Annotated in this window: 16 protein-coding genes; 5 read left to right on the forward strand and 11 right to left on the reverse strand. The window is 72.3% G+C overall.

The genetic code is table 11. The annotated features are described in order from the left end of the window. Nucleotides 1-2: 2 nt before the first annotated feature. The 3 genes from GC203_RS19480 to GC203_RS19490 all read right to left on the reverse strand — a co-directional run bounded on the left by GC203_RS19480 (nt 3) and on the right by GC203_RS19490 (nt 2,426). On the reverse strand, nt 3-590 hold the full coding sequence (locus GC203_RS19480) for a DsbA family protein (protein WP_293458103.1): 588 nt from the start codon (nt 588-590) through the stop codon (nt 3-5). A 145-nt stretch (nt 591-735) separates the two neighbouring features. Beyond that, nucleotides 736-1,278: a DciA family protein gene (locus GC203_RS19485; RefSeq protein ID WP_293458105.1), complete on the reverse strand. Its 543-nt coding sequence runs from the start codon at nt 1,276-1,278 to the stop codon at nt 736-738. Between the two features lie 17 nt (nt 1,279-1,295). After that, nucleotides 1,296-2,426, reverse strand: a complete 1,131-nt coding sequence (locus GC203_RS19490; RefSeq protein WP_293458107.1) for an aromatic ring-hydroxylating dioxygenase subunit alpha — start codon at nt 2,424-2,426, stop codon at nt 1,296-1,298. A gap of 108 nt (nt 2,427-2,534) precedes the next feature. On the opposite strand from GC203_RS19490, the gene mutY reads away from it, so the two are divergent. Continuing rightward, on the forward strand, nt 2,535-3,581 hold the full coding sequence (gene mutY, locus GC203_RS19495; RefSeq protein ID WP_293458110.1) for an A/G-specific adenine glycosylase: 1,047 nt from the start codon (nt 2,535-2,537) through the stop codon (nt 3,579-3,581). Here the strand turns inward: mutY and GC203_RS19500 are convergent. From GC203_RS19500 to GC203_RS19535, 8 genes are all read right to left on the reverse strand, one after another. After that, the gene (locus GC203_RS19500; protein WP_293458112.1) at nt 3,578-4,738 is read right to left on the reverse strand and encodes an MFS transporter; all 1,161 of its coding nucleotides are present in this window, start codon (nt 4,736-4,738) and stop codon (nt 3,578-3,580) included. The genes mutY and GC203_RS19500 overlap by 4 nt on opposite strands. An 80-nt stretch (nt 4,739-4,818) precedes the next feature. Then, nucleotides 4,819-5,898 carry a site-specific DNA-methyltransferase gene (locus GC203_RS19505; protein ID WP_293458114.1) on the reverse strand — a complete coding sequence of 360 codons (1,080 nt, stop codon included), beginning with the start codon at nt 5,896-5,898 and terminating at the stop codon, nt 4,819-4,821. An 84-nt stretch (nt 5,899-5,982) separates the two neighbouring features. After that, on the reverse strand, nt 5,983-8,235 hold the full coding sequence (locus tag GC203_RS19510; protein WP_293458116.1) for an ATP-binding protein: 2,253 nt from the start codon (nt 8,233-8,235) through the stop codon (nt 5,983-5,985). Nucleotides 8,236-8,348: 113 nt separating this feature from the next. Further along, on the reverse strand, nt 8,349-9,407 hold the full coding sequence (locus GC203_RS19515; RefSeq protein WP_293458118.1) for a DUF2332 family protein: 1,059 nt from the start codon (nt 9,405-9,407) through the stop codon (nt 8,349-8,351). Between the two features lie 50 nt (nt 9,408-9,457). Next, a complete protein-coding gene (locus tag GC203_RS19520; RefSeq protein WP_293458120.1) occupies nt 9,458-10,381 on the reverse strand; it encodes a sulfurtransferase in 924 nt (307 codons plus the stop codon). Further along, entirely contained in the window at nt 10,381-11,040 is a 660-nt protein-coding gene (locus GC203_RS19525) for a ribonuclease HII (RefSeq protein ID WP_293458122.1), read from the reverse strand. Before GC203_RS19525 ends, GC203_RS19520 begins: the two co-directional genes overlap by 1 nt. Next, complete coding sequence (locus tag GC203_RS19530; protein WP_293458124.1) at nt 11,040-11,630, reverse strand: DNA-3-methyladenine glycosylase I; 591 nt, start codon at nt 11,628-11,630, stop codon at nt 11,040-11,042. Before GC203_RS19530 ends, GC203_RS19525 begins: the two co-directional genes overlap by 1 nt. A gap of 43 nt (nt 11,631-11,673) precedes the next feature. After that, complete coding sequence (locus GC203_RS19535) at nt 11,674-12,522, reverse strand: folate-binding protein YgfZ (protein WP_293458126.1); 849 nt, start codon at nt 12,520-12,522, stop codon at nt 11,674-11,676. A gap of 63 nt (nt 12,523-12,585) precedes the next feature. Here GC203_RS19535 and GC203_RS19540 point away from each other — a divergent pair, with 63 nt between their 5' ends. The 4 genes from GC203_RS19540 (at nt 12,586) to GC203_RS19555 (ending at nt 16,572) form a co-directional block, all read left to right on the forward strand. Continuing rightward, the gene (locus GC203_RS19540) at nt 12,586-13,578 is read left to right on the forward strand and encodes a glycosyltransferase family 9 protein (protein ID WP_293458128.1); all 993 of its coding nucleotides are present in this window, start codon (nt 12,586-12,588) and stop codon (nt 13,576-13,578) included. Then, nucleotides 13,571-14,905: a dihydroorotase gene (locus tag GC203_RS19545; protein WP_293458130.1), complete on the forward strand. Its 1,335-nt coding sequence runs from the start codon at nt 13,571-13,573 to the stop codon at nt 14,903-14,905. The genes GC203_RS19540 and GC203_RS19545 overlap by 8 nt, the downstream gene beginning before the upstream one ends. A 102-nt stretch (nt 14,906-15,007) precedes the next feature. Further along, nucleotides 15,008-15,364: a YciI family protein gene (locus GC203_RS19550; protein WP_293458132.1), complete on the forward strand. Its 357-nt coding sequence runs from the start codon at nt 15,008-15,010 to the stop codon at nt 15,362-15,364. Continuing rightward, entirely contained in the window at nt 15,361-16,572 is a 1,212-nt protein-coding gene (locus tag GC203_RS19555; RefSeq protein WP_293458134.1) for a DUF6596 domain-containing protein, read from the forward strand. The genes GC203_RS19550 and GC203_RS19555 overlap by 4 nt, the downstream gene beginning before the upstream one ends. The last annotated feature ends 28 nt before the right edge of the window (nt 16,573-16,600 follow it).

Consider the following 16,600-nt stretch of genomic DNA (forward strand, 5'->3'; position numbering starts at 1 on the left):
GGCTACTTCGAGGCCTCCGCAACGGCGGCGTCCAATTCATCGAGGGTCATCTCGCCCTCCTTCACCTTCTTGCCGTTGAAGAAGAAGGTGGGCGTGGAACTCACGCCCTTGTCGCGGATCGCCGTGCGGACGCGCTGGGACAGCGCCCGGTTGGCGGCCTCGTCGGCGACGCACTTGTTGAACTGGTCCTCGGTCAGGCCGGCCGCCTGCGCCACCTTGACCAGCACGCCCCGCGCGTCGCCGGTCGCATACATCTCCTCCTGGCTTCGGAAGAGGTCGTCGATCACGGCGAAGTACTTGTCGGGCCCGGCGCACCGCGCGGTCAGGAAGCCGGCCGCAGCCACGGCCTCGGGCGGGGTGAGGAACTCGTGCAGGGTGTAACGCACCTTGCCGGTGTCGATGTACTTGGCCTTGAAGGCCGGAAAGACGTCGTTGTTGAACCGCGCGCAGTGGGAGCAGGTGGTCGAGGCGTACTCGTCCATCTGGACCTTGGCGTCGAGGAAGCCCATCGACATGGCGCCGTCCGCGACATCGCCCGCCGGCTTGCTGCAACCCGCCAGGACCACGGCGCCCGCGAGGGCGGCGGCCATCAGGAGGCGGCTCGGACGGACCATCGGCGACCTTTCGCGAGGTTCTGAACGGAAGATTAAAGCGCGATTCCCGCGCGCAGGCGCAAACGCTCTCTCGGGAGGCGGCCGCGCCGGCAATTGGCGATGCGACCGCGACGGATATGTGTCAACGGCCGCTTCGCCGCAGGACGCCTCGGCCCAGCGCCATCAGGGCCGCCTTGAGCTTGCCGTCCGGGACGTCGGCGAGCCCCTCGGCCAGGCCCGCCTCCTGCGCGGCGTCGAGCGGCGCGGGCCGGCGGCGCGGCGGAGGCGGCGGTTCGGTCCGCCGCAGCGGCCCCTGCACGATGCGCAGTTTCTGGACCGCCTCGGCGCCCAGGAACAGGTTCACCCGCGCCAGGATGTCGTGGGCCTGGTGCTGCACGATCGCCGCCGCCGGCCCGGCGACCCGGATCTCCAGCGACGACGGCCCGCCCGCGCGGCCCTTCACCAGCTTCACGGGCTCGGTGCGCCGGGCGATCTCGGGCCCCACGATCTCGCGCCAGCGCGCGGACAGGCCGCCGACGCCCTGGCCGTATTTCGCGTCCAGGTCCTTCACGTAGCGGTTCAGCGCCCGGCCCGCCGGCGGCGGCGCGCGGCGCTGGGGGCGGGTGCGCCTCTCCGCCAGGATGCGGAGGGCCTCTTCCGTGGTCGGGAGCTGGCGGCGGGACACGCCGAAACCCTATCGCCTCAGCGAGGCGCCGTCATCGCCCCCAGCCACCACTGGTTCATCTGCCAGATCGCCCGTTCCAGCGGCGACAGCCGGCCCTGCCGCGTCATCGGGGCGGTGAGGCCACGCCAGACCAGGTCGTTGGCGGCGATGTCCTCGCGATGGATGTGGTCGGTGAAGGCGGCGGCGGCGTCGGCGATGGCCTCGTAATCGTCCAGCGCCCGGGCATGGCCGGGCAGGCACACATGGACCTTCAGCGTCAGGCGGCCGGCCGAGGACGGAAACAACTGGTACCAGGCCATGCCGTTGTCGTGCGGCGCGAACATCAGGTGCGGATAGGCGACGGCGGCGAACAGGGCGCCCTGCTGTGACGGATCGAGGCCCTGGACCAGGGCGTCGGGCGACGCGTGCGGTTCGGCCGGCGGCATGCGCAGGATCGACCACGGCCCGTCGGCGTCGGGCACGCTGGAATCGCGGGCGTGGAAGACCGGCTCGAAGGTCTGCGCATGGGGGCCGATGTGGTGGTAGGCCTCCATGAAGTTCTCAACGAGGACCTTCCAGTTCCAGCCGCTCTCGTAGGTGAGCGTGCGCGCCACGACCATGCCGGCGAGGTCGTAGTTGGCGAAGGCGGCGCGCAGGCCCTCGACCTGCGGGGCGAAAGGCGCCGCCTCGGGGTCGAGGTTGGCCATGACGAAGCCCTCCCAGACCTCGGCGCGGATCTGCGGCAAGCGGCAGGCGCCCGGCTCGAACCCCTCCGCGCCCTCCATCAACGGCGCGGCCGCCAGGGCGCCCGTCGTGTCGTAGGCCCACGAATGGTAGGGGCAGGTGAACAGCTTGCGCCGCCCCGTCCCTTCGGCCAGCAGAGCGGCGCGGTGCAGGCACACGCCCGACATCACCCGCACCTCGCCGTCGACGCCGTGGACCACCATCACCGGCTGGCCGACGAGATCGAGGGTCAGGAAATCGCCGGGCTCGGGGATCTGGTCGAGCCGGGCCACCGCCAGCCAGCTTCGCCGGAAGATCCGTTCGAGCTCCAGGGCGTAGATGTCGTCGCGCAGATAGGCGGCCGGCGGCAGCGTCCAGGCCGACTCGAGCGGCTGCATCGCGCGCGCCGCCTCTTCGGGCGAGAGTCCCGGAAGGTGTTCTCCCACGGCGTCGTTCCCTCCTCGTGGCGTCGTTGCGCCAGTGCTCAATATCGCCAAGCTGCCCTTGGGGACGACAAGGCTTCGCCGGACGGCCGGCGGATGTTAGGCGCAGGCGTGGCTTCCGAAACGCTCCGCGCCCGCCTGCTCGACTGGTACGACGCCAACGCCCGCGACCTGGCCTGGCGGGTGGGGCCGGCCGACCACGCCGCCGGCGCGCGGGCCGACCCCTACCGGGTGTGGCTGTCGGAAGTGATGCTGCAGCAGACCACCGTGCCGCACGCCACGCCCTATTTCCTGAAGTTCACCGCCCGCTGGCCCACGGTGGGCGACCTGGCCGCCGCGCCCGACGGCGAGGTGATGGCCGCCTGGGCGGGCCTCGGCTACTACGCCCGCGCCCGCAACCTGCTGGCCTGCGCCCGCGCTGTCGCGGCCGACCATGGCGGCGTGTTCCCCGACACCGAGGAGGGCCTGCGCGCCCTGCCCGGCCTCGGCCCCTACACCGCCGCGGCGGTGGCGGCCATCGCCTTCGATCGCCCGGCCAATGTGGTCGACGGCAATGTGGAACGGGTGATGGCGCGGCTGTTCGCGGTGGAGGCGCCCCTGCCCGACGCCAAGCCCGAACTGAAGCGGCTGGCCGCCGGCCTCGTCGCCGAGCATCGTCCGGGCGACTGGGCCCAGGCGCTGATGGACCTGGGCGCAACGGTCTGTCGGCCCAAGGCGCCCCTGTGCGACCGCTGCCCGCTGACCGCCCACTGCGCCGCCCTGGCCGGCGGCGCGCCCGAGACCTACCCGCGCAAGACGGCCAAGGCCGAACGGCCGCACCGCCATGGCGTCGCCTATGTGCTGACCCGCGGCGACCGGATCGCGCTGGTGCGCCGGCCGCCGAAGGGCCTTCTGGGCGGCATGCTGGCCCTGCCCACCAGCGCGTGGCGGGCCCAGCGCTGGAGCGACGCCGAGGCGCTGGCCGCCGCGCCGGCCGAGGCCGACTGGCGGGGCGTGGGCGAGGTGGAGCACGGCTTCACCCACTTCACGCTGACCCTGCGCCTGCTGCGGGCCGAAGGGGACGCCGACGGCGTGATCTGGAGCCCGCGCCGCGATCTCGACGCCCTGCCCAGCGTGTTCCTGAAGGCCGCTCGCGCGGGGCTCACGAACCTGCTTTAGACCGTCGCGGGCCGCGCCCGCGGGAAGGCGAAGGCGAGGATGGCGAGGGCGGTCAGCGACATCGCCAGGGCTGCGCCCGGGATCGCCGGCACGCCCAGGAGCGCCAGCGCCGCCCCGCCCATCGTGGAGCCTAGCGCCTGGCCTAGCGCGATCACCGAGCCGTTCAGCGCCAGCGCCACGGGCGCCCCGTCGGTGGCCTGGATCAGCCGCGACTGGATCACCGGCGTCACCGAAAACAGCGCCGTGGCGGCCACGAAGATCGCCGAGGCCACCAGGACCTTGCTGGACCAGCCCGTCCCGAGCAGATGGTGGGTGGCGGCGAAGTGCAGGCTCATGGCCACGCCCTGGATCACGAATCCCTGGAGGATCCAGGCCTTGCCCGCCCCTCGGTCGGCCGCCCGCCCGCCCAGCGACAGCCCGGCGATGGAGCCCACGCCGATCATCGCCTGGAACGCGCCGACGCCCGCGCCGGTGACCCCCGCCCCCACCCGCACGATCGGGGCGATGTAGAGGTTGAGCGTCATGTTGGCGGCGAACATCAGGAAGGTGGTGAGGTAGAGGGGCCAGATCTCGCCGATCGGAACCTGGCCGCCGGTCCGCCGCGGCTGGGCCGGCACGCTGGGCAGGAAGAGCGCCACCCCGGCCAGCGCGATGGCCGAAAGCCCCGCCGCCACCAGGAAAGTCGCGCGCCAGCCGAACGCCGCGCCCACCACGCTGCCCAGGGGAATGCCCAGGACGAAGGCCAGCGTCATGCCGCCCGCCACGGTGGCCACGGCCGACCCGCGCCGCTCGGGCGAGGCCAGGGTCGCCGCCGCGACGCTGGCCGCCGGCCCCGACATCGCGCCCGCAAGGCCGGCGAGGCCGCGCAGCACCATCAGGGTCATGAAGTTGGGCGTGAACGCGCACGCCAGGTGCAGGCAGAGGCCGAGCGCGAGCCCGCCCATCACCACCAGCCGCCGGTCGACCCGGCCCAGAAGGTGCGCCACCGCGGGCCCAAGCAAGGCCGAGGTGAGGACGTAGGCGGTCTGCAACTGGCCGGCCACGGCGGTCGAGACGCCGAGATCCGCCGCCATCGGCTCCAGCAGGCCGGCGAAGATGAAGGCCGCCGAGCCGAACGCGAAGCTCGACAGCGTCAGCACGTAGATGCGCGGATTCACGCGCCGGTCCCGCGCATCTGCGCCCCTCCCCGAACCGTCTTTTCGAACAAGGTGGGGGCGAAGGACGGCGAGGTCGAGTCCTATGCGGGCAGTTGCGCCCGCACCTTGGCCCGCAGCACGTCAATGGGGGCCAGGCCCTTGTCGGTCTTGAAGTGCCAGTAGGTCCAGCCGTTGCAGGCCGGCGCCGACTGGACCATGGCGCCCACCTTGTGGATCGAGCCCGTGAACTCGCCCACGATCAGGCTGCCGTCGGCGCGCACCTTGGCGGCGTTGCGGCCCTGCGGGCAGTACAGCACGTCGCCGGCCCGCAGCAGCCCGGCCTCGACCAGTTGGCCGAACGGCACGCGCGGCTCCGATTTCTTGGAGCCGGTGACGGCCATCTCCTCGGGGCTGGCGGGGATCACCCGGGCGATCCGCGCCTCGGCGATCTTCGCATATTCGGTCTCGCGCTCGACGCCGATGAACTTGCGCCCCAGGCGGCGGGCCACGGCGCCCGTGGTGCCCGTGCCGAAGAACGGATCCAGGATCACGTCGCCCGGCTTGGTGGACGCCATGATCACCCGGTGCAGCAGGGCCTCGGGCTTCTGGGTGGGATGGGCCTTGGCGCCGGTGTCGTCCTTCAGCCGCTCCTCGCCCGTGCACAGCGGCAGGGTCCAGTCCGAGCGCATCTGCAGCTCGTCGTTGGCCATCTTCATGGCGTCGTAGTTGAAGGTGTAGCGCCGCCCGCCCCGGCTCTTGGCCGCCCAGATCAGGGTCTCGTGGGCGTTGGTGAAGCGCGTGCCCTTGAAGTTCGGCATCGGGTTCGACTTGCGCCAGACGATGTCGTTGAGGATCCAGAAGCCCAGGTCCTGCACGGCCACGCCGACGCGGAAGATGTTGTGATAGCTGCCGATCACCCAGAGGGCGCCGTCGTCCTTCAGGACCCGCCGGCATTCCTTCAGCCAAGCGCGGGTGAAGCGGTCGTAGGCCTCAAAGCTCTCGAACTGGTCCCAGTGGTCGTCGACGGCGTCGACCTTGGAGTTGTCCGGGCGCAGCAGGTCGCCGCCGAGCTGGAGGTTGTAGGGCGGATCGGCGAACACGAGATCGACCGAACGGTCGGGGAGCTTCGCCAGCTCCTCCAGGCAATCGCCTGTCAGAATGGTGTCGACCGGCAGCCGCATGACGCGCCCTCAAAGTGGAAACACACTTTGAATCCTCAGGCCGACATGGTGAAGGCCGTCTTTACAGCCATGGTCAACGAAAGCTTAAGCCGCCAGCGCCGCGGTCGCGTACGGCTCCAGCGCGCCCAGCAGCTGGGCCACCGAGACCGGCTTGTCGAGATGTCCGTCGGCGCCGGCCGCCGCGCCGGCGTCGATGTGCTCCTGCAGGCAGTTGGCCGAAACGATCAGGATCGGCGTGCGCGGCTGACCCGTCTCGGCCTCCCAGGCGCGGATGCGGCGCGTCGCCTCGAAGCCGTCCATCACGGGCATCTGGATGTCCATCAGCACGGCGTCGAAGCCGCAGGTCATGGCGGCGTCAAGTCCCTGGCGACCGTTGGCGGCTTCGGCATGATCGATGCCGATCGAGTCCAGGATCATCGCCATCACCTGACGGTTCACCTCGTTGTCGTCGACGATCAGCACGCGGAAGCGGCCCGCCTCGCGTTCGCCGGCGGCCGGTTCGTCCGCCGCGGGCGCGGGGGGCTCAAGCGCCGGCAGCTCCAGCGTGAACGAGAAGACGGCGCCCTCGCCCGGCTGGCTGTCGCCGTCCAGCTCGCCGCCCATCAGGCGCACGTATTCCCGGGAGATGGCCAGGCCCAGGCCCGCGCCGCCGTGCCGCCGCGTCGAACTGCCGTCGGCCTGTTCGAAGCGGCCGAACAGCCTCGCCTTGGTCGCCGCGTCGAAGCCGGCGCCCGTGTCGCGTACACGGAAGGTGACGGAGTCGCCCGAGCGCTCCAGCGCGATCACCACCTCGCCGGCGTCGGTGAACTTGATGGCGTTGCTCACCAGGTTGCCGATCACCTGGCGCAGGCGCATGCCGTCGCAGGCCGCCCAGGCTCCGGCGTCCGCGCCGATCTCCACGCGCAGGCCGACGCCCTTCTGCTCGGCGCGCGGCGCGTGCAGGCGCCGCACCGAATCCGCGACCGCGGCGAGGCTCTCGGGCTGTGGCCGCAGCTCCGCCGCGCCGGCTTCGGCGCGGGCCAGGTCCAGCAGGTCCCCCAGCAGGGCGTTGAGCAGCGCGCCGGACGTCTGGATCACGCCCACCAGGTCCCGTTGCTGGTCGTTCAGCCCGGTGTTGAACAGCACGTCGGCGACGCCCAGCACACCATTCAGCGGGGTCCGGATCTCGTGGCTGATATTGGCCAGGAACTGGCTCTTGGCGCGGTTGGTCGCCTCGGCCGCGTCTCGGGCCTCGCCCAGCGCACGGGCGGTCTCCCGCTGCTCTGTCAGGTCGGTCAGCATCGTCACGCCGCCGCGGTCATGGGTCGCGAAGGCTTCGTGCCGCAGCCAGCGCCCGTCGGGCAGCCTGACCTCCACCGCCGGGGCCGCGCCGCTCTGGTAGTAGGCCCGGCGCCGGTCGGGTCCGCCGCCCTCAGGCGCCCAGCCCGCGGCGAGCGCCGCCTCTATCATCACGCGGCGGGGCATGCCCTGGGTCGGAGCCAGGCCGGCGGCGGCGAACAGGTCGGCGTAGGCGCGATTCCAGGCCACCAATCGCCCGCGGTTGTCATAGAAGGCCAGGCCGGCCGACAGGGTGTCGAGCGCATCGCGCAGCCCTTGTAGAGTCGAATTGCGCCCGAACCGCTCCATCCAGATCAGGCTCGTCGCGGCGGCCAGGATCAGGCCCGCGAGCGCCACCGTCGCCAGCGCCAGGGCGCCGCGCCCCACCAGATGGGCCGGGACCCCAAGGGCCGGGTCCGGAACGAGGCGGACAGCGGTCATTGCGGTGAAGTGCAGCCCGACGATGCTCAGGAGCAGCAGCATGGCCGGCGCGAACCATCCGATCCGGCCCTGAAGCCGCTCACGGGCGTAGAAGGCGCCCGCTGCGCCCAACGTCCCGATGAGGATCGCGGCCGTGACATAGCGGTGGTCCCAGTCGACGCGCGCCGACATCCGCATGGCGTCGATGCCCATGAAATGCATGGCCGCGACGGCGAGGCCCGTCAGGGCTCCAGCGGCCAGGGCGACGGCGCGCGTCGGCCACAGGGCCGGAAGCGCGAAGCCGGCCCCCATGCCGACGACGGCGGTCGCCAGCGATCCGGCGGTGAGCGCCACGTCGTAGCCGATCGGCAGGGTCGGCTGGTAGGCGAGCATGGCGATGAAGTGGGTCGCCCAGACGCCCGAACCCGCCACCAGGCCGGTCAGGGCCATCCAGGCCCACCGGACGCTGGAGCCGGCCGCTCCGACGCTGCGCTGATGGAACCCAAAGGCCGCGCTACAGGCCGCGGCGCAGATCAGCGTCGCGACCGCGACAAGCCGCAGGTCGTGTTGGGCGTAGATGCAGGAAAGGACTGAAAACATTCGCCGCCGCGGACCGCTACCCGGCGACCCTAGGCAGCGGCGGTTAACAACGACTGCCTGCCTTCCCGCCGGGGCCGTGCATGTTGTCGCACCTGCCCGCGGAGGAGCGCGGCTCAGCTCCAGCGCACCCAGGCGCCGTGGGGATGGACCTCGGCCAGGACCCGCTCGCCGCCGCCCGGCCATAGGGTGAGCCGCAGTTCGACGGTGGCCAGGTTGTTCATCGGCGGCTCCATGCGCAGCCAGGCGAACGGGGCCTCGGGCGTCGCGCCGTCGCCGATCTCCAGGATCGCCGCCTCCAGCGCCTCGCGGGTCTCGTGCGGCAGGTACTGCCAGAAGATCGAGTGATAGAGCACCGTGGCCGCCCCGGCTTCGGGCCGCACCTTCGCCCGCGTCCAGTCCAGCGCGTCGGCTTCGTCCACCACGGTCCCGCCCGCCAGCGCCAGGTCGATGGCCGCGCGGCTGCGCGCCAGCCGGTCGAACTGGCCCGGCCAGATGCAGGCCAGCAGCCGGCGGCGCTGGGCCGGGTCGGTCAGCTCGGTCGGGCGCCGATCGCAGGCGGCGCGTTCGGCCACCTCGACCTTCGCCTCCAGCGGCGGAAGCGGACCTTCCCAGTCGGTCGGGATCTCCACCGGCGAGGCCGGATCGCCCCATTCCGCCGCGCCGAGCCGATAGTGGAACCGATCCCAAAGGACGTTGAGCCCGGCGCTGGCCCCGATCTCGAAGCAGCGCAGCGGCAGGCCCGTCTCGGCCGCCACGGTCAGGAAGCCGCCCAGCAGGCAGGCCGAGCGGCGCACCTCGTTAGTCTGCGGCTCGTGGCCCATGAAGGCCAGGAGATGGTCGCGATGCGCCGTCATCGCCGACCGCGCCGCGCCCCAGGCCGCGTCCGGGTCGCCCGCGGGGTTCGCCTCGGTGGGATAGGCCGCCGCCAGCGCCGGCGCCTCGCCGCTCATGGCCAGATGGGTGAAGGCGTTGGCAAGGCGGATCGGCACGGCGTCGTCGAACAGCTTGCGCGCCGAGGCGCCGATCCACGGCTCGACAAGGCCGCGCGTGGGCCCGCCCTGCTCGTAGTCGGCGGCCAGGCGCTCCATCATGGCGGCGTGGAAGGGCGCGCCGAAGGCTTTGCAGATGCCGGCCTGGAGCCGCAGCGCGCCGGGGATGGGGTCGTCGCTCATGCCCGCAGCGGGCCGTCTCGGCCGGCCGGGGTCAATCTTGATTCAGCGGGTCAATGGGCCGGCTCGGCAGTCGCGCTGACCGGGCGGGCGGGGTCGGCGGTCCAGGCCGCCATCGAGCCGTCGTAGAGCTTCACGTCCTTCTGCCCCAGCACCTCGGAGAGCCCGAACCAGTCCACCGAACTCATGTGGCCCGAGTTGCAGTAGGCGATGGCGGGCTTGTCCGGATCGACGCCGTGCGCCTTGGCCGCCGCCTCCACCGCCGCCTTGTCGGCGAACCGTCCGGCCTCGGCGTCGTAGAACTCGGTGAGCGGGGCGTCGACCGCGCCGGGGATCGCGCCGCCGACGCGGGCGATGGGGCTCTTCTTCGCGCCCGAGAACTGGTCGGGCGGCCGGGCGTCGATCAGGCGCACGCCGGCCTTCATCGCCGCCTCGACCTCGGCCGTGTCGGCCAGCAGCGCCGGGTTCAGCCGTGCCGTGAAATCCCCGGCGGCGGGCGGCGGCGGCGTGGCCGTGTCCAGCGGCAGGCCGGCCCCGGTCCAGGCCCGCTGGCCGCCGTCGAGCACCGACACCTCGTCGTGGCCCAGCACCCGGAAGGTCCAGTAGACGCGCGTCGCCGCGCCGAAGTCGGTGGCGTTGGCGCCGGCCGTGACGATCACCACGTGGCTCGCGCCGTTCACGCCCAGGCCGCGGATCAGGCCCTGGATCTGCGCCGGCGGCGGCAGCTGTTCAGGCACGCCGTCGACGGTCCCGCGCCAGCCGAAGCTGGCATAGGGCGCGCTCAGGGCGCCCTTCACGTGCCCGGCCGCATAGGCCTCGGCCGGGCGGACGTCGATGACGACAACGCCCGCGTCGGACGCATGCGCCTGCAGCCAGGCCGCGTCGACCAGCGGCTGACGGGCCGCCGCCAGCGCCCCGTGCGCCAGCAGGCCGAAGGCGGCCACGAGGGCCAGGACCAGGGTTCTCAGCGCATGCATCAGAACGGCAACTCCTCCTGAGCGGCGCCCTCGGTCCGGGGATCGAGGCCGGCCAGCACCATCTTCACCGGCCGCCAGGCGCGGCGGTGGATCTCGCAAGGGCCCAGGCTGACCAGGGCCTCGACGTGGCCCGGCGCGTTGTAGCCCTTGTGGCTGGCGAAGCCGTAGCCGGGATATCGCGCGTCCATCTCCACCATCAGTCGGTCGCGGGCCGTCTTGGCCAGGATCGAGGCGGCGGCGATCGACTTCGACTTGCCGTCGCCGCCGACCACGGTCTGCACCTCGCAGGGCAGGTCGAAGCGGTAGTTCCCATCCACCAGGGCATGCGCCGGCGCCACGCCCAGCGCCGCCACCGCCCTTCGCATGGCCAGGCCTGTGGCGCCGATGATGTTGAGTTCGAAGATCTCCTCGACGCTGGCGAAGCCCACGCCCCAGGCCACGGCCCGGTCCTTGATCTCCAGCTCCAGCGCCTCGCGCGCCCGGGCCGTCAGCTTCTTGGAGTCGTCCAGGCCCTTGGGGACCTTGCGCGGATTGTCGGAAAGGATCACCGCGCCCGCATAGACCGGCCCCGCCCAGGGACCGCGCCCCGCCTCGTCCACGCCGCAGACCGGCCCGCCGACGATGGCGCGTTCGAGGATGAAGGTCGGCCCCTTGGCCACTAGCGCGCCAGCTCCTTCACGCGGTCGTGGCAGAAGCAGCCGGTGAGGTGGTCGTTGACCATGCCGACGGCCTGCATCCAGGCGTAGACGATCACCGGCCCGACGAACTTGAAGCCCTTGGCCTTCAGCGCCTTGGAGACCTCCACCGCCAGCTCCGTCTGGGCCGGCACCTGGCCGAAGGCGGTCCAGGTGTTCTGCACCGGCTTGCCGCCGGTGAAGCCCCAGCAGAACGCGGAGAAATCCTCGCCGCGGTCGCGCATCTCCAGGAAGATCTTCGCCCCGTTGATGGCCGCATCGATCTTGGCGTTCGAGCGCACGATTCCGGCGTCGGCCATCAGCCGGGTCCGGTCGGCCTCGCCATAGCGGGCCACCTTCTCGGGATCGAAGCCGTCGAAAGCCGCGCGGAAGGCCTCGCGCTTGCGCAGGATGGTGATCCAGGCCAGCCCCGCCTGGAAGCCGTCGAGCACCAGTTTCTCCCAGAGCGCGCGGCTGTCGTACTCCGGCACGCCCCATTCGGTGTCGTGGTAGGCCTCATAGAGCGGATCGCCGGCCATGCCGCGCCACTCGCACCGAGTCAGGGTCGCCGTCATGCCGCAGTCAGAGCGCAGGCGGGCGGGCGAGACAAGGGGTTCGCTAGGCGGCTTCGCCCACGGCCTGCGCCAGCCACCCCGGAACCTCGGCTCGCGCCGGCCGGCCATCGACCGTGAGGTCGGCGCCCAGCGCCCGGTCGAGCCGCAGCAGGGCGATGGCGCGGCCCTCGGCGCCCGACAGCACCTGGCCGGCCCGCAGGTCACCGGCGAGCACCTCGGTTCCGGGAGGCGGCGCCGGACCGTCGAAGGCGATGGGCAGCATGCGGCTCTTGATGGCGCCGCGCCGCTTCATGCGCGAGGTGGTCTCCTGGCCGACGAAGCAGCCCTTCTTGAAGTCGATCCCGTCCAGCAGGTCGAAGTTGGCCTCGATGGGATAGGTGCGCTCGACGCCCCAGTCGGCCGGCCCCGGTACGCCCAGCCTCAGCTTTTGGGCTTCGCGCGCCGTCTCGTCGGCGGTCGTCGCGCCCGCCGGAGCCGCCGCGCCGTAGCCGCGCCAGCCCAGTTCGGCCAGACGGCCATCGGCGACCCACAGGCCCTCGGCCGGCTTTGGCGGGATCGCGCCCGGGTCGGGCGAGAACAGGATCGACACCGGCGTCTCGTCGGCCGCCAGCTCCACCTTGGCCCTGAGGCGATAGATCATCAGCCGCTGGAGCAGGGCCTCGCGATGTTCGGCCTCCACGTCCAGCCAGGCCGTCCCGTCGCCGCGCTCGACCACGAACAGGTCGTAGAGCAGCCGGCCCTGCGGCGTCAGCAGGGCGCCGAACCGCGCCTGGCCCTCCGCCACGGATTCGACATCCTGGGTGATCAGGCCTTGCAGGAACGTGCGCCAGTCGGGTCCGCCGACGGAGATCAGGGCGCGGCTCGTCAGGACGGCGAAGATCGGTGGGGACATTCCAGCAATTTGGGCCCGCGGGCGGTGGAGCGCCAGCCCGGGCGCGCCTATAGAGAGGCGCTCATGGCGCGCGCCCCTGGTTTCCCCATCCTGTTCATCACCGCCACGCGGATTGGCGACGCCGTGCTGTCTTCGGGCCTGATCAAGCGCCTGGCCGACGAGATTCCCGAGGCGCGCTTCACCGTCGTCGCCGGGCCGCTGGCGGCCCCGCTGTTCAGCCAGGTTCCGAACCTCGACCGCATCATCGTCTTCGAGAAGGCCAAGTCAGGGGCCCACTGGTTCGAGCTGTGGCGCAAGGTGCGCACCACCCGCTGGGGCCTGATCGTCGACCTGCGCGGTTCGGGCATCTCGCGCTTCCTGTCGACCAGGCGGCGGGCGATCCACCGCAAGAGCCCGCTGCCGGTCCACAAGGTGATGGAGGCGGCCCGCACCCTGCGGATCGAGGACGAGCCGGCCGCGCCCCACATCTTCACCTCGCCCGACGTCGAGGCCTACGCCGCCGAGCTGACCGCCGGCGAAGGCCCGATCCTGGCCATGGCGCCGGCCGCCAACTGGATCGGCAAGACCTGGCCCGTCGAGCGCTTCAGCCGCGTGGCCATGCGCCTGCTGCGCGAGCCCGGACCGCTGCAGGGCGGGCGGCTGATGGTGCTGGGCGGGCCCGGCGACGAGAAGCTGGCGCGCCAGCTGCGCGACGTGGCCCTGCACCGCTTCATCGACCTGTCGGGCAAGGTCGACCTGCTCACCGCCTTCGCCTGCCTCAAGCGCGCGCGCCTGTTCATCGGCAACGATTCGGGGGCCATGCACCTGGCCGCGGCCGCCGGCTGCCCCACCCTCGGCTTGTTTGGCCCCTCGGACGAGCGGCTCTACGCGCCCTGGGGCGACAACGCCCGCGTGGTGCGCGGCCCGCGCAGCTTCGAGGAAATCCGCGCGGTTGACCCCGGCTTCACCCAGGAGCTCTGTCACATGATGGACCTGTCGGTGGAAGCCGTGATCGCGGCCGCCCACGGCCTGTTGCACGACACCGAACACGAGGAGGCCGGGACGCAAGATGCCTGACACCTACGACCTGATCGTGCGCGGCGGCGAGGTGGTGAACCATGCCGGCCGCGGAGCCGCCGACGTGGGCGTGCGCGGCGGCAAGATCGCCGCCGTCGGCGACCTTTCCCAGGCCTCGGCGGGCGAGACCTTCGACGCGGCCGGCCTGACGGTGATGCCCGGCGTCATCGACACCCAGGTGCATTTCCGTGAGCCCGGCCTGGAGTGGAAGGAAGACCTGGAGACCGGCTCGCAGTGCGCGGTGCTGGGCGGCGTGGTGGCGGTGTTCGAGATGCCGAACACCGAGCCCACCACCACCGATCCCGACGCCCTGGCCGACAAGCTGGCCCGCGCCAGGGGCCGGATGCACTGCGACCACGCCTTCTACGTGGGCGGCACCCACGAGAACGCCGCCCACCTGGGCGAGCTGGAGCGCCTGCCCGGCTGCTGCGGGGTGAAGGTGTTCATGGGCGCGTCCACCGGCACCCTGCTGGTGCAGGACGACGAGGGCGTGGAACAGGTGCTGCGCCACATCAACCGCCGCGCCGCCTTCCACTCCGAGGACGAGTACCGCCTGGCCGAGCGGCGCCCGCTGGCGCGCACCGGCGACTGGACCAGCCACCCCGAGGTGCGCGACGCCCAGTCCGCCATCCAGTCCACCCATCGCCTCGTGCGCCTGGCCCAGAAGCTGGGCAAGCGCATCCACGTGCTGCACGTGACCACCAAGGAAGAGATCGAATACCTCGCCGACCACAAGGACGTGGCCTCGGTGGAGGTGACGCCCCAGCACCTGACCCTGGAGGGGCCCGAGGCCTACGAGCGGCTGAAGGGCTTCGCCCAGATGAACCCGCCGATCCGCGACCACTATCACCGCATGGGCGTCTGGGCCGGCGTCGCCAACGGGGTGGCCGACGTGCTGGGCTCGGACCACGCGCCCCACACCCGCGAGGAGAAGGCGCGGCCCTACCCCGCCTCGCCGTCGGGGATGCCGGGCGTGCAGACCCTGCTGCCGATCATGCTGACCCACGTGGCCGAGGGCCGGCTTTCGCTGGAGCGGCTGGTCGACCTCACCAGCCACGGCGCCAACCGCATCTTCGACCTGGCCGACAAGGGCCGCCTGGCCGTCGGCTACGACGCCGACCTCACCATCGTCGACCTGAAGGCGCGGCGCACGATCCGCCACGACATGATGGCGACCCGTTCGGGCTGGACGCCGTTCGACGGCATGGAGGCCAGGGGCTGGCCGATGGCCACCATCATCCGCGGCAAGGTGGTGATGCGCGATGGCGAGATCGTCGCGCCGTCGCAGGGCGAGCCCGTGCGGTTCCGGGAAACCCTGGCCGCCTGAACCTTTCTGTCAGCGCCTGTCGAATCCCGCCCGCCTCGCGCGTCTCCCCGGTGACGCATGCTTCCGCGTCACGCAATCTGACCCCAGCGGGAGACCCCTCCGATGCAATACATGATCCTGATCTACGAGCCCGAAGGCTGCTACGACGGCGAGGCGGGCCAGGCGGCCCTGCAGGATATCGTCGCCAAGCACATGGCGCTGGCCGGCGAGCTGCGCGCCAAGGGAATCCAGAAGGACGGCGCCGGCCTGCAGGGCGTCGAGACCGCCACCACCGTCGTCACCGAGGGCGGCCGGCAGACCATCCACGACGGCCCCTTCGCCGAGACCCGCGAGCACCTGGGCGGCTACTACCTGATCGACGTCCCCAACCTGGACGACGCCATCTCCATCGCCCGCCGCGTGCCGGTGATGGACGGGGGCAAGGTCGAGATCCGCCCCCTCATCGTCCACGACCAGTGAAACGCTTCGGCGAGGCGATCGCCGCGGCCCGGCCCCGGGTCGTGGCGGCCCTGGCCGCGCGCCTGCGCGACCTGGACCAGGCGGAGGACGCCTTCGCCGAGGCCTCGGCGACCGCGCTGGTCGCCTGGCCCAGCGCCGCGCCGCGCGATCCGGCCGCCTGGCTGTGGCGCGCGGCGCTGAGGCGGGCGATCGACGCCCGGCGCCGGGCCGCCGTGCGCGACCGCGCGGTGCTCGACACGCCGGCCCCTCCGCCCACGCCCGAGGAGGCGCTGATGGCCGCGGACGAACCCATTCCCGACGAACGCCTGCGGCTGATCTTCGTGTGCTGCCACCCGGCGCTGGCGCCCGAGTCCCGCGCGGCGCTGACGCTGAAGGTCGTCTGCGGCCTCTCCACGCCGCGCTTGGCGCGAGCCTTCTTCGTCGCGGAACCGGCGATGCTCCAGCGGATCACCCGGGCCAAGAAGAAGATCGCCGCTGCCGGCGTGCCCTTCGAGGTCCCCGACCGGCAGGCCTGGCCCGAGCGCCTGGAGGCGGTGCTGACGACGCTGGAGGTCGCCTACGCCCAGGCCTACGAGGACGCCGCCCTGGCGGGCGAATCCGCGCCCTTCGCCGCCGAAGTGCTGCGCCTGTCGGGCCTGCTGGCCGAACTCATGCCCGAGGAGCCCGAGGTGCTGGGCCTGGCGGCCCTGGTGCGCTTCGCCGAGGCTCGCCGCCCGGCCCGGCTGGACGAAGCCGGCGCCATGGTCCCGCCGGGCGAACAGGACATGGCGCTGTGGCGACGCGACCTGATCGGCGAGGGCGCGTCGCTGCTGGACCGGGCCGCGGCCTTCGGGGCGAGCGGGCCGCGGCAGATCCTCGCAGCGATCCACGCCGCCCACTGCGCCCGCGCCGAGACCGGGATCACGCCCTGGGCCGACATCGCCGCGCTCTACGACGTCCTGGCCGCGATCCGGCCACATGCCGCAACGGCGGTGAACCGCGCGGTGGCCGTCGGCGAAGCGCATGGGGCCGAAGCCGGCCTCGCCGAACTGGCCCGCGTCGAGGGCGTGGAGGACTGGCTGCCCTATCAGGCGGCGCTCGCTGGGCTTTCGGCCCGGGCCGGGCGCAAGGCGGCCGCCGACCGCGCCTACGCCGCCGCCCTCGCGCTCGATCCGGCCCCGGCCGAGCGGCTTTACCTGGAAACCTGCCGCCGCCGGCTGGAACCCTGAAAATATTTGCCGGACCGGGGCGCGCGGA

The organism is Phenylobacterium sp. (genome assembly GCF_016124325.1).
GTDB lineage: Bacteria > Pseudomonadota > Alphaproteobacteria > Caulobacterales > Caulobacteraceae > Phenylobacterium.